This is a genomic window from Streptomyces caelestis (assembly GCF_001279005.1).
GTDB lineage: Bacteria > Actinomycetota > Actinomycetes > Streptomycetales > Streptomycetaceae > Streptomyces > Streptomyces heliomycini.
Genome location: NZ_LGCN01000108.1, coordinates 78483 through 91637, shown reverse-complemented (window position 1 = coordinate 91637; position 13155 = coordinate 78483). Strand labels below are relative to the sequence as shown.

General features: G+C 72.1%; 14 protein-coding genes. All 14 read left to right on the top strand.

Annotated features, from left to right (window positions below; translation table 11 throughout):
• Positions 1–223 precede the first annotated feature (223 nt).
• Positions 224–1498: a helix-turn-helix domain-containing protein gene (locus ADK41_RS10485; protein WP_037804470.1), complete on the top strand. Its 1275-nt coding sequence runs from the start codon at positions 224–226 to the stop codon at positions 1496–1498.
• Between the two features lie 202 nt (positions 1499–1700).
• Positions 1701–2972 carry a hypothetical protein gene (locus ADK41_RS10480; RefSeq protein WP_030828333.1) on the top strand — a complete coding sequence of 424 codons (1272 nt, stop codon included), beginning with the start codon at positions 1701–1703 and terminating at the stop codon, positions 2970–2972.
• A gap of 62 nt (positions 2973–3034) precedes the next feature.
• Positions 3035–3607: a GNAT family N-acetyltransferase gene (locus ADK41_RS10475; protein WP_030828336.1), complete on the top strand. Its 573-nt coding sequence runs from the start codon at positions 3035–3037 to the stop codon at positions 3605–3607.
• 127 nt (positions 3608–3734) lie between these two features.
• Positions 3735–3818, top strand: a complete 84-nt coding sequence (locus tag ADK41_RS44205) for a putative leader peptide (RefSeq protein WP_310887545.1) — start codon at positions 3735–3737, stop codon at positions 3816–3818.
• Positions 3819–3945: 127 nt separating this feature from the next.
• Positions 3946–5643 (top strand): nitrite/sulfite reductase, encoded by a 1698-nt coding sequence (locus tag ADK41_RS10470; RefSeq protein WP_030828339.1) that lies wholly within the window; start codon positions 3946–3948, stop codon positions 5641–5643.
• Positions 5640–5819 (top strand): hypothetical protein, encoded by a 180-nt coding sequence (locus ADK41_RS43015; RefSeq protein ID WP_030828342.1) that lies wholly within the window; start codon positions 5640–5642, stop codon positions 5817–5819. Before ADK41_RS10470 ends, ADK41_RS43015 begins: the two co-directional genes overlap by 4 nt.
• Positions 5816–6526, top strand: a complete 711-nt coding sequence (locus ADK41_RS10460; RefSeq protein ID WP_030828344.1) for a phosphoadenylyl-sulfate reductase — start codon at positions 5816–5818, stop codon at positions 6524–6526. The genes ADK41_RS43015 and ADK41_RS10460 overlap by 4 nt, the downstream gene beginning before the upstream one ends.
• Before the next feature lies 1 nt (position 6527).
• The gene (gene cysC, locus ADK41_RS10455) at positions 6528–7097 is read left to right on the top strand and encodes an adenylyl-sulfate kinase (protein ID WP_030828346.1); all 570 of its coding nucleotides are present in this window, start codon (positions 6528–6530) and stop codon (positions 7095–7097) included.
• Entirely contained in the window at positions 7094–8032 is a 939-nt protein-coding gene (gene cysD, locus ADK41_RS10450; protein WP_030828348.1) for a sulfate adenylyltransferase subunit CysD, read from the top strand. Before cysC ends, cysD begins: the two co-directional genes overlap by 4 nt.
• Before the next feature lie 2 nt (positions 8033–8034).
• Positions 8035–9369, top strand: a complete 1335-nt coding sequence (locus ADK41_RS10445; RefSeq protein ID WP_030828350.1) for a sulfate adenylyltransferase subunit 1 — start codon at positions 8035–8037, stop codon at positions 9367–9369.
• Positions 9370–9597: 228 nt separating this feature from the next.
• A complete protein-coding gene (locus tag ADK41_RS10435) occupies positions 9598–10701 on the top strand; it encodes an aliphatic sulfonate ABC transporter substrate-binding protein (RefSeq protein WP_030828352.1) in 1104 nt (367 codons plus the stop codon).
• 36 nt (positions 10702–10737) lie between these two features.
• Positions 10738–11526: an ABC transporter ATP-binding protein gene (locus ADK41_RS10430; RefSeq protein ID WP_030828355.1), complete on the top strand. Its 789-nt coding sequence runs from the start codon at positions 10738–10740 to the stop codon at positions 11524–11526.
• On the top strand, positions 11513–12409 hold the full coding sequence (locus ADK41_RS10425) for an ABC transporter permease (RefSeq protein ID WP_030828358.1): 897 nt from the start codon (positions 11513–11515) through the stop codon (positions 12407–12409). The genes ADK41_RS10430 and ADK41_RS10425 overlap by 14 nt, the downstream gene beginning before the upstream one ends.
• 8 nt (positions 12410–12417) lie before the next feature.
• Positions 12418–13155: a sirohydrochlorin chelatase gene (locus tag ADK41_RS10420; protein WP_030828361.1), complete on the top strand. Its 738-nt coding sequence runs from the start codon at positions 12418–12420 to the stop codon at positions 13153–13155.

The following is a 13155-nucleotide window of genomic DNA, read 5'->3' as shown; positions in this document are numbered from 1 at the left end:
GCGCCGACACGGCACCACCCCCGCCGCACGGGCCCTTGCGAGCCGTGGACGCCGCTCGGGACGGCGTCGCCCAAGTCTCGGTCGGCCGAGGGCTCTCCACCAGGGTTGCAAGGGGTTGCAACGTGTCGTCCCCGTGACCGTGACGGGCGTCCGCACCGGGGGCGGACGGCAGTATGGGACCGACAGCTTTTCTTCCGGAAGGGGACCGGTGGCGCTCTCGCCGATGGACGTGACGCGGCTGGCCGCCGTCGACGCGGCGCGGGCGGCGCGGGTGCTCGACGAGGTCCGCTCCGCCGCGCTCTCCGGGCGGCGCGTGCCCGTGGCGCCCCGCCCGGTGATCGGGCAGTCCTGGGAGCGGATGCTGCGCAGCGGGGTGGACCCGGACCACGGCTTCCGCAGCCGTCTGCTGTCCCGCGAGGAAGTGCAGCGGCGGCGGGAGACCTCGGCGCTGCGGCAGGTGCTGCCGGTACTGCGGGAGGGGCTGCTGTCGGTCGCGGACGTCGCCCACCACATCATGGTGGTGGCCGACGAGGAGGGCCGGGTGCTGTGGCGGGAGGGCAGCGCGCCGGTGCTGCGCAAGGCCGACGAGCTGGGCTTCGAGATCGGCGCGGACTGGCGCGAGGAGGTCGTCGGCACCAACGGGGTGGGGACGCCCGCGGTGACGCGGCGTCCGGTGCAGGTGTTCGCCGCCGAGCACTTCGTGCGGTCGCACACCGCCTGGACGTGTGCCGGGGCGCCGATCACCGATCCCCGCGACGGGCGGCTGATCGGCGTGGTGGACGTGAGCGGGCCGCTGGAGACGATGCACCCGGCCACGCTCGCGTGGGTCGACTCGGTGGCCAAGCTCGCCGAGGCGCGGCTGCGGGAGACGCACCTGCGGTCGCTGGAGCGGCTGCGCGCGGTGGCGGCGCCGGTGCTGGCCCGGATCGACGGGCGTGCGCTGGTCGTGGACCGGCACGGGTGGACGGCGGCGGTGACGGGGATGCCGTACACGGAGCGGCTGGCGCTGCCCGCGTCGGTGTCGGCGGGCATGCGGTGGCTGCCGGCGCTGGGCCGCTGCTCGCTGGAGCCGCTGGCCGGGGGCTGGCTGGTGCGGGCGGCGGACGAACCGGTGGCGCGCGGTGCGACCCGGATCGTGCTGGATCTGAGGGGGCCGCGCCGCCGGTCGGTGGAGGTGTCCGGCGGGTCGGGCTCCTGGACCCGGGAACTGAGCCCACGGCACGCCGAGTTGCTGTACCTGCTGGCCGTGCACCGCACGGGGCGCAGCGCCGCGGACCTCGCCCGGGACGTCTTCGGCGACCCGGCCCGCACGGTGACGGTGCGCGCGGAGATGTCCCGCGTGCGCCGCTACCTGGGGCCCCTCCTGGACCACCGCCCCTACCGCTTCACGGAGAGCGCGGAGGTGGAGGTCGTCCTCCCGGACGGCCCCCACGACCCTTTCCCCCGTTCGACGGCCCGGGTCCCGGGCCGTCCCCGGCGGCCGGCGCGGGAAGCCTGACCCTCCTTCCGCCCGTCAAGGCCGCGCGGGGTCGTACGGGCGTGCCCGTCGACGCCCCGGAAGGCCGCTGTTTCGCGTATTTGCAGGGTCTCCCTCTCCCGGACCGGCCGCCTGCCGTAGCATCCCGGTACGGGCCACCCCAACTGTTCCACGGTCAACCCTCGGACCACCGGAAGCAGTTGGCTCGTCTCGGGAGGACGTCATGAAGCATCGCGGCAGACACCGCCGGCGCAGGCGGAACAGGGCGCTGCGGGCGGCGCTGGCCGGGACCGCCCTCGCGCTGACCGCGGCCGCCACCATGATCAGCGCCTCCCAGGCCACCGACGCCGACGACCCCGGGGCGCTGAAGCCGCTCACCGCGTCCGCCGAGGCCGCACCGCTGCGGCTGACCGAGCACCAGGTGCCGCGCGACGCGCTGGACCGGCTCTCGGAGGGAATGGGCCGGCCGGTCGGGGTCGGCGCCGTGCTCGCCGATCCCGACGGCGCCCTGGGCGACGCCGAGGACTGCACCGCCGACGACCGGCGGACCCTGCCGCTCGAGCCCGCCGCGACCCGCGCGTACTGCTGGCCGGACGCCGACACCGACGGCTGGCGGTCCGGCGCGGTCACCACCTCCGGGGACGCGGACGACGACGGCCGCTGGGGAGAGCACCGGGTGATCCTCTCCGGGTGGAGCCGCAGCACCGGCACGCCGTCAGAGGACGGTCTGGCCCGCGTCGCCTTCGTGGACGCCGGCGACCCGGACGGCCTCCGCTACACCTGGGCCCTGCTGGCCGTTCCGGTGGACGGCGGCCGCGACTACCGCGGGCTCGGCTCCGCCGTGTCCGGCATGGTCTGGTACCAGGACAAACTGCTGGTCACCGCGGGTCCGGCGGACGACAGCGCGCTGTACGTGTACGACGTCGAACGGGTCCAGCGGGCCACCGTGGAGGGCACGTCGGTCGGCCGGGTGCCCGGCGGCTGGTCGGCGGCGGGGGCGCGGTACGTGCTGCCGGCCGTCGCCTCCTACCGGACGGACGCGGCCGGCGCGCCCCGGCCGGGCGGCATCTCCCTGGACCGCAGCACCGCACCCGACAGCATGGTCGCGCACGAGGCGACGCCCGCGGACGAGGACGGGCCGACCCGGCTGTGGCGGTACGCGTTCAGCACCGGGCCACAGCGCGCGGGGCTGCTCGACACCGACCCGGTCGGGGTGTACGAGACGGAACTGACCGATGTGCGCGGCGTGCTGTCGCACCGGTCGGGCTGGTACCTGGGCCGGATGACCGGGACGCCGGACGAGCGCGGAACGCTGTGGCGGCAGGACACGGACGGGGCGCGCCCCACCCGGTGCGGCGCGGACGAGACGCACCGCTGCTGGAGCGGCCGGGTGGCGTCCCTGTCCTACTGGGAGGAGACCGGCGACGTGTGGTCCCAGTCCGGCCGGATGCTGTTCGCCCTGCCGCTGGCCTCGGTCGACCGTTCCCTGGACTAGGACCGTCCACGTCCTGGTCAGGCGTTCGACAGGAGCTCGCGCCGGATGGTTCCCTTTCGGGCATGACGACCCTTTCCGTGACCACCTGGTCCCTGGAGCAGACCTCGCCCACCGACCTCCTTGCGGCCGCCGTGCCCGAGGGGGACGTGCGGGTCGTGCGCTCCGAGGTGCCCTCCCCCGAGTTCAGCCGCTTCCTGTACGCCTCGGTCGGCGGGGACATCCGCTGGACCGACCGGCTGGGCTGGACGTACGCGCGGTGGCTGGAGCATCTGGACCGGCCCGGGGTGGAGACGTGGGTCGCCTACGACCGGGGGACGCCCGCCGGGTACGTGGAGCTGGAAGCCCAGGAGGACGGGGTCGTCGAGATCGTCTACTTCGGGCTGCTGCCCGCCTTCCGGGGGCGGCGCATCGGCGGGCACCTGCTGTCGTACGGCACGGCCCGCGCCTGGGACCTGGCGGACCGCCGGCCGGGGCTGAAGCCGACCACGCGGGTGTGGCTGCACACCTGCAGCAAGGACGGCGAGCACGCCCTGGACAACTACCGGCGCCGCGGCTTCACCCTGTTCGACACCAAGGTCGAGGAAGAACCGGAAGTACCGACTCCGGGCCCGTGGGCCGGGGCCCACCCCGCCTGACCGGCACGGACGAGACCGCCTGCGACGCTTGTGACCAAGGACACCCTTGTCTCTCGCTTCGAGACAAGGGTGTCCGCACTTTGGACGAAGCTGGACTGTGTCCAGATCGCCGTGCCACGCTTCCGTCATGCCTGGAACTGGGATCGCCTTGGTGAGTCGGCGGCACGTCGACCTCGGCCGCATGTCCAGCGCCATCTGTCCGGCGCGCTGAGAGCACCCGGCACCGCACGGCCCCTCTCCTCGCCCCACTCCCCGCGCAGTGACGCGCACTTGACCCCGTGCCCACGCATGCGCAGGTCAGAGCCTCCCTCCCGCCTGTCCCGAAGGACGTATCAACCATGGCCGCCACCCCGCAGAAGCCTGCCGAGACTTCCCGCCGCAAGGTGAGCCGTCACCGCGGAGAGGGACAGTGGGCGGTGGGGCACCACACGCCGCTGAACGGCAACGAGCAGTTCAAGAAGGACGACGACGGTCTCAATGTGCGGACACGCATTGAGACGATCTACTCCAAGCGCGGTTTCGACTCGATCGACCCCAACGACCTGCGCGGCCGGATGCGGTGGTGGGGTCTGTACACCCAGCGCAAGCCCGGGATCGACGGCGGCAAGACCGCGATCCTGGCGCCGGAGGAGCTGGACGACAAGTACTTCATGCTGCGGGTGCGCATCGACGGCGGGGCCCTGACGACCCGGCAGCTGCGGGTGATCGGCGAGATCTCGCAGGAGTTCGCGCGCGGCACCGCCGACATCACCGACCGGCAGAACGTCCAGTACCACTGGATCCGGGTCGAGGACGTGCCCGAGATCTGGGAACGGCTGGAGGACGTCGGCCTGTCCACGGTCACCGCCTGCGGCGACACCCCGCGCGTGATGATCGCCTCCCCCGTCGCCGGCATCGCCGAGGACGAGATCATCGACGGCACCCCCGCGCTGGAGGAGATGAAGCGCCGCGTCCTGGGCAACAAGGCGTACTCGAACCTGCCCCGCAAGTTCAAGACGGCCATCTCCGGTTCGCCGCTGCTGGACGTGGTGCACGAGATCAACGACGTCGCGTTCGTCGGCGTCCGCCACCCCGAGCACGGGCCGGGCTTCGACCTGTGGGTCGGCGGAGGGCTGTCCACCAACCCCAAGCTGGGTGTGCGGCTGGGCGCGTGGGTGCCGATCGAGGACGTCCCGGACGTCTACGAGGGCGTCCTGTCCATCTTCCGCGACTACGGCTACCGCCGGCTGCGCAACCGCGCCCGGCTGAAGTTCCTGGTCGCCGACTGGGGCGCGGAGAAGTTCCGCCAGGTGCTGGAGGACGAGTACCTGGGCGGGCGCAAGCTGATCGACGGACCCGCTCCCGAGCAGCCGGTGCAGCAGTGGCGCGACCACGTCGGTGTGCACCGGCAGAAGGACGGCCGCTACTACGTCGGTTTCGCCCCGCGGGTCGGCCGCGTCGACGGCACCACGCTCACCAAGATCGCGGACCTCGCGGAGGCGCACGGCTCCGGCCGGATCCGTACCACCGTCGAGCAGAAGATGATCATCCTCGACGTCGAGGAGGACCGGGTCGACTCCCTGGTGGAGTCCCTGGAGGCACTGGACCTCAGCGCCCGGCCCTCCCCGTTCCGGCGCGGCACCATGGCCTGCACCGGCATCGAGTTCTGCAAGATCGCCATCGTCGAGACCAAGGCGCGCGGCGCCTCGCTGATCGACGAACTCGAGCGCCGCATCCCGGACTTCGACGAGCCGATCACCATCAACCTCAACGGCTGCCCCAACGCCTGCGCCCGTATCCAGGTGGCGGACATCGGTCTCAAGGGCCAGCTGATGATCGACGAGAAGGGCGAGCAGGTCGAGGGCTACCAGGTGCACCTGGGCGGCGCGCTCGGTCTGGAGCCGTCCTTCGGACGCAAGGTCCGCGGCCTGAAGGTGACCTCGGACGAGCTGCCCGACTACATCGAGCGGGTCCTCAAGCGCTTCCAGGAGGAGCGCGAGGACGGCGAGCGGTTCGCGGCCTGGGTCGGCCGCGCGTCGGACGAGGCCCTGTCGTGAGCGGGCGTGCGGCGCCGTTCCACTGCCCCTACTGCGGCGACGAGGACCTGCGTCCCGGGGAGCAGAGCCACGGATCGTGGGAGTGCGGCGCGTGCAACCGGGCCTTTCAGCTGAAGTTCCTCGGGCTGCTCGCCCGGGGACTCGAGCGATCCGACACGGGAGGGGAGCGGACGTGACGGCTGTTCAGGAAGAGCGCGACACCGAGGACCTGAAGGCCCTGGCCGAGCAGGCGGGCCGGGACCTGGAGGACGCCTCCGCCCTGGAGATCCTCCAGTGGGCCGCCGAGACCTTCGGCAAGCGGTTCTGCGTGACCTCCTCGATGGAGGACGCGGTGGTCGCCCACCTCGCCTCCCGCGCGCTGCCCGGCGTCGACGTGGTGTTCCTCGACACCGGCTACCACTTCCCGGAGACCATCGGCACCCGCGACGCGGTGGAGGCCGTGATGGACGTGAACGTCATCACGCTGACCCCGCGGCAGACGGTCGCCGAGCAGGACGCGGAGTACGGCCCGAGGCTGCACGACCGCGACCCCGACCTGTGCTGCGCGCTGCGCAAGGTCAAGCCGCTGGAGGAGGGTCTGAAGGGCTATGCGGCCTGGGCGACCGGCCTGCGCCGCGACGAGTCCCCGACCCGGGCGAACACCCCGGTCGTCGGCTGGGACGAGAAGCGGCGGAAGGTGAAGATCTCCCCCATCGCGACGTGGTCGCAGGAAGACGTGCACGCGTACGTCGACGAGCACGGCGTCCTCACGAACCCGCTGCTGACGGACGGCTACGCCTCCGTGGGCTGCGCGCCCTGCACCCGCCGGGTGCTTCAGGGCGAGGACGCGCGCGCCGGCCGCTGGGCTGGCCGTTCCAAGACCGAGTGCGGGCTGCACGGCTGACATGACGACGACCACCGAGATCCAGGAGAACCACGTGACGACCGGAGCCACCGTCTGGCTCACGGGTCTGCCGAGTGCGGGCAAGACCACCATCGCCCACGAGCTGGCCGGCCGGCTGCGCGAGCAGGGCCGCCGGGTCGAAGTGCTCGACGGCGACGAGATCCGCGAGTTCCTCTCCGCGGGCCTCGGCTTCACCCGCGAGGACCGGCACACCAACGTGCAGCGCATCGGCTTCGTCGCCGAACTGCTCGCCCGCAACGGCGTCCTCGCGCTCGTCCCGGTCATCGCGCCGTACGCGGACAGCCGGGACGCGGTCCGGGGGCGGCACGGGGCGAACGGCACGCCGTACGTCGAGGTGCACGTGGCGACCCCGCTCGAGGTGTGCTCCGTACGCGACGTGAAGGGCCTGTACGCCCGGCAGGCCGCGGGCGAACTCACCGGACTGACCGGTGTGGACGACCCCTACGAGGAGCCCGAGACGCCCGATCTGCGGATCGAGTCCCAGAACCAGACCGTGCAGGAGTCCGCGGCGTCGGTGCACGCCGTGCTCAGCGAAAGGGGACTGGCATGACGACCACCGTCGCCACCGTGCACGAGGGTACGGGCAACCCGTACGCCCTCTCCCACCTGGACGCCCTCGAGTCCGAGGCGGTGCACATCTTCCGCGAGGTGGCGGGCGAGTTCGAGAAGCCGGTGATCCTGTTCTCCGGCGGCAAGGACTCCATCCTCATGCTGCACCTGGCGCTGAAGGCGTTCACCCCGGCGCCGGTCCCGTTCTCGCTGCTGCACGTCGACACCGGGCACAACTTCCCCGAGGTCCTCGACTACCGCGACCGCACGGTCGCCAGGCACGGGCTGCGGCTGCACGTCGCCTCCGTACAGGACTACATCGACCGCGGGGTGCTCAAGGAGCGCCCCGACGGCACCCGCAACCCGCTGCAGACCCTGCCGCTCACCGAGAAGATCCAGAGCGAGAGGTTCGACGCCGTGTTCGGCGGCGGGCGCCGCGACGAGGAGAAGGCCCGCGCCAAGGAGCGGGTGTTCTCACTGCGCGACGAGTTCTCCCAGTGGGACCCGCGCCGCCAGCGCCCCGAGCTGTGGAACCTGTACAACGGCCGGCACGCCCCCGGTGAGCACGTCCGCGTGTTCCCGCTGTCCAACTGGACCGAGCTGGACGTGTGGCAGTACATCGCCCGCGAGGACATCGAGCTGCCGGAGATCTACTACGCGCACGAGCGCGAGGTGTTCGCCCGCGGCGGCATGTGGCTGACCGCCGGTGAGTGGGGCGGCCCGAAGGACGGCGAGAGGGTCGAGAAACGGCTCGTGCGCTACCGCACCGTGGGCGACATGTCCTGCACCGGCGCGGTGGACTCCGACGCCGACACCATCGAGAAGGTGATCACCGAGATCGCCGCCTCCCGGCTCACCGAGCGCGGGGCCACCCGCGCCGACGACAAGCTCTCCGAGGCCGCGATGGAAGACCGCAAGCGCGAGGGGTACTTCTAGACATGAGCACCATCACCGCCGAGGAGCTCGCGGCCACCACCCTGCTGCGGTTCGCCACCGCCGGCTCCGTCGACGACGGCAAGTCCACCCTGGTGGGCCGGCTGCTGCACGACTCGAAGTCGGTCCTCACCGACCAGCTGGAGGCCGTGGAGCGCGCGTCGGCCGGCCGCGGTCAGGAGACGCCCGACCTCGCGCTGCTCACCGACGGTCTGCGGGCCGAGCGGGAGCAGGGCATCACCATCGACGTGGCCTACCGCTACTTCGCCACGGCCCGGCGCCGGTTCATCCTCGCCGACACCCCGGGGCACGTGCAGTACACGCGGAACATGGTCACCGGCGCCTCCACGGCCGAGCTGACGGTGGTCCTGGTCGACGCCCGCAACGGCGTCGTCGAGCAGACCCGCCGGCACGCCGCCATCGCCGCCCTGCTGCGCGTCCCGCACGTCGTCCTCGCCGTGAACAAGATGGACCTGGTGGACTACCGGGAGTCCGTGTTCGCGGGCATAGCCGAGGAGTTCACGGCGTACGCGACCGAGCTGGGCGTCCCCGAGGTCACCGCGATCCCGATCTCGGCCCTCGTCGGCGACAACGTGGTGGAGCCGTCCGCGCACATGGACTGGTACGGCGGCCCGACCGTGCTGGAGCACCTGGAGACCGTCCCGGTCAGCCACGACCTGGCGCACTGCCACGCGCGGCTGCCCGTGCAGTACGTGATCCGGCCGCAGAGCGCCGAGCACCCCGACTACCGGGGCTACGCGGGGCAGATCGCGGCGGGCACCTTCCGGGTGGGCGACGAGGTGACCGTGCTGCCGTCCGGGCGGACCACGACGGTCACCGGGATCGACCTGCTGGGCGAGCCCGTCGACGTCGCCTGGACGCCGCAGTCGGTGACGCTGCTGCTGGCCGACGACATCGACATCTCCCGCGGCGACCTGATCGTCCCCAGCAAGGACGCGCCGGCCACCTCGCAGGACGTCGAGGCCACCGTGTGCCACGTCGCCGACCAGCCGTTGACCGTCGGCCACCGGGTGCTGCTCAAGCACGGCACCCGCACCGTCAAGGCGATCGTGAAGGACATCCCGTCCCGGCTGACGCTGGACGACCTGTCGCTGCACCCGCACCCCGGGCAGCTCACCGCCAACGACATCGGCCGGGTGAAGATCCGCACCGCCGAGCCGCTGCCCGCCGACTCCTACGCGGACTCGCGGCGCACCGGTTCGTTCATCCTCATCGACCCCGGTGACGGCACCACGCTCACCGCCGGCATGGTCGGTGAGTCCTTCGCCGCACCGGAGCCCGTCAAGGACGAGGCCGGGGACGACGGGTGGGACTTCTGAGCATGAACCCCACCGATTTCTACACCGGGTTCGCGAAGGAGGGCGGCCGCGTAGGAAGCGGCGCCCTCGGCGCCGGGCAGGGCGGGGTGGACCGATGTGCGCGCTGACGTACGCGCACCGCTCGCGCGCCCTCACCCCCCACCGCCGTAGACGAAAACCCGCCGACCTCCCGGCCACCGCCTGAGACCAGGACCGTGACCGCCGGGCCCTGCGAGAGGAACACCTCCCGTGCCTGCCACGACCGCTCTGCGCCGTGCCCTCGCGGTGCCGGCCGCGCTTTTGCTGCTCACCCTGGCCGCCTGCGGCTACGGGTCCCAGGCCAAGGACGACGACTCCGCGAAGGTCGCCGCCGGGGCGAAGAGGATCGACGGTCTGGACTCCGTCAGGATCGGCTACTTCGGCAACCTCACCCACGGCACCGCGCTGGTGGGGAACAAGAAGGGCCTGTTCCAGAAGGCACTCGGCGCCACGGAGGCGAAGTACGCGGTCTTCAACGCGGGGCCGTCGGAGATCGAGGCGCTCAACTCCGGTTCCCTCGACATCGGCTTCATCGGTCCCTCCCCGGCTGTCAACGGTTACACCAAGTCCGGCGGCAGGAACCTGCGCATCATCGGCGGTTCGGCGTCCGGCGGAGTCAAGCTCGTGGTGAACCCGGACAAGGTGACGTCCCTGAAGGACGTCGAGGGCAAGCGGATCGCGACCCCGCAGCTCGGCAACACCCAGGACGTGGCGTTCCTCCACTGGGCGGCCGAGCAGGGCTGGAAGGTCGACGCCCAGAGCGGCAAGGGTGACGTCACGGTCGTCCGCAGCGACAACAAGGTCACCCCGGACGCGTTCAGGGCCGGGTCGGTCGACGGCGCCTGGGTGCCGGAGCCGACCGCGTCGAAGCTGGTCGCGCAGGGCGGCAGGGTGCTGCTGGACGAGGCGTCCCTGTGGCCGGACGGGAAGTTCGTGATCACGAACATCATCGTGCGCCAGGAGTTCCTGGAGCAGCACCCGAAGGCCGTCGAGGCGGTGCTGAAGGCGTCCGTCGAGACCAACCAGTGGATCAACGCCCACCCGGACGAGGCGAAGACCGCCGCCAACGAGCAGCTGGAGGCCGACTCCGGCAAGGCGCTGCCCGCCGAGGTGCTGGACCCGGCGTGGAAGTCGATCGAGTTCACCGACGACCCGCTGGCCGCCACCCTCGACGCGCAGGCGGAGCACGCCGTCAAGGCGGGACTGCTGGAGCAGCCGGACCTGGACGGCGTCTACGACCTCACGCTGCTCAACGAGGTTCTGAAGGCCGCCGGCGAACCGGCCGTCGACGACGCCGGACTCGGCGCCAAGTAAGCCCGGACCACGAAGAGTTCCCAGGAGGTGACGACCATGGCCACGACCCTCGCCAAGGCCGCCGACGGCATCGGGACGGCGACCCACGCCGCCCGCATCGAGCACGTCTCGAAGTCGTTCGCGGGCCCCGCCGGACAGCAGTTGGTGCTGGACGACATCACCCTCGATGTCGCGCCCGGTGAGTTCGTCACCCTCCTGGGTGCCTCGGGCTGCGGGAAGTCCACACTGCTCAACCTGGTCGCGGGGCTCGACCGCCCCACGGCCGGCACGATCGGCACGGACGGCCGGCCGGCCCTGATGTTCCAGGAGCACGCCCTCTTCCCGTGGCTGACCGCGGGCAAGAACATCGAACTCGCCCTGAAGCTGCGGGGCGTGCAGAAGAACGAGCGCCGCGAACGGGCCGAGGAGCTGCTGGAGCTCGTCCGGCTGAAGGGCGCGCACGGCAAGCGGGTGCACGAACTGTCCGGCGGTATGCGGCAGCGCGTGGCACTGGCCCGGGCGATCGCCCAGGACAGCCGGCTGCTGCTGATGGACGAGCCGTTCGCGGCGCTGGACGCCATCACGCGGGACGTGCTGCACGACGAGCTGACCAGGATCTGGAGCGAGACCCGGCTGTCCGTCCTGTTCGTCACGCACAACGTGCGCGAGGCCGTCCGGCTCGCGCAGCGGGTGGTGCTGCTGTCGTCCCGTCCGGGCCGGATCGCCCGCGAGTGGACGGTGGACATCCCGCATCCGCGCCGCATCGAGGACACCGCCGTGGCGGAACTGTCCGTCGAGATCACCGAAGAACTCCGTGGGGAGATCCGCCGTCATGGCCAGCACTGAGACGACCGCGAAGGACGGGGACGGGGGCGACCTCGCCGGTCTGGAGGCGGGCCTCGACGCACTGGAGACGGTGCAGACCGGACGCAAGCCGCTGCGGCAGACCTTCGTGGAGAAGATCCTGCCGCCGGTCGTCGCCGTCGTGCTGGTGCTGGCGGTGTGGCAGGCCCTGGTCTCCTTCGAGATCGTCGACGATCCGACCAAGCTGCCCTCGCCGGGCGCGGTGTGGGACGTCCTGCGTGAGGCGTGGCTCCAGGGCGAGCTGCTCGGCTACATCTGGACCAGCGTCTCGCGCGGTCTGCTCGGCTTCTTCTTCGCGCTGCTGATCGGCACCCCGCTGGGGCTGCTGGTGGCGCGGGTGAGGTTCGTGCGCGCGGCGATCGGGCCGATCCTGTCCGGGCTGCAGTCGCTGCCGTCGGTGGCGTGGGTGCCGCCGGCGGTGATCTGGCTGGGTCTGAACAACCAGATGATGTACGCCGTCATCCTGCTCGGCGCGGTCCCCTCGATCGCCAACGGCCTGGTCTCCGGCGTCGACCAGGTGCCCCCGCTGTTCCTGCGGGCCGGCCGCACGCTGGGCGCGACGGGGCTGAAGGGCACCTGGCACATCGTGCTGCCGGCCGCGCTGCCCGGCTATGTGGCGGGCCTGAAGCAGGGCTGGGCGTTCTCCTGGCGCTCGCTGATGGCCGCGGAGATCATCGCGTCCTTCCCGGACCTCGGCGTGGGCCTCGGCCAGCTCCTGGAGAACGGCCGCAACGCCAGCGACATGGCCATGGTCTTCGAGGCCATCCTGCTGATCCTGACCGTCGGCATCGCCATCGACCTGCTGATCTTCAGTCCGCTGGAGCGGTGGGTGCTGCGCAGCCGCGGTCTGCTGGTGAAGGGCTGAGGAACACCATGCGCCGTCCGGTACTTCTCGTCGTCGCCCACGGCAGCCGTGATCCGCGGCACGCCGCGACCGTGCACGAACTGGTGCGGCGGGTGCGGTCGCTGCGGCCGGGACTGCGGGTGGAGACCGGCTTCCTGGACTTCAACGTCCCCTCCGTCCAAGGGGTGCTGGAGTCCCTGGACGCGGAGGGCGTCCGCGACGTGGTCGCCCTCCCGCTGCTGCTGACCCGCGCCTTCCACGCCAAGTCGGACATCCCGGCGGTGCTGGCCCAGGCGCCGCCGCGGCTGCGGATCCGCCAGGCCGAGGTGCTGGGCCCGTCCCCGCTCCTGATGTCGGCGCTGGAGCGCCGGCTGTACGAGGCGGGCCTGACGCCCGCCGACAAGTCCTCGACCGGGGTCGTGCTGGCCTCGGCGGGGTCCTCCGACCCGGAGGCGATCGCAGTGATCGCAGCAATCGCGCGGGAGTGGCGGCACACCGGTTGGTGCGCCGTGCGGCCTGCGTTCGCCTCCGCATCCCTGCCCCGCACCGAGCAGGCGGTGCGCGAACTGCGCGCCCTGGGCTGCGCTCGCGTCGCCGTCGCGCCGTACGTCCTGGCCCCCGGCTTCCTCCCGGACCGGATCGCCCGGGGCGCGGCCGGGGCGGACGTCCTCGCGGACGTGCTGGGCCCGGCGCCGGAGGTGGCGCGGGTGCTGCTGGAGCGGTACGACGAGGCGCGGGCGCCGCTGCTCGCGGCGGTCGGCGCCTGA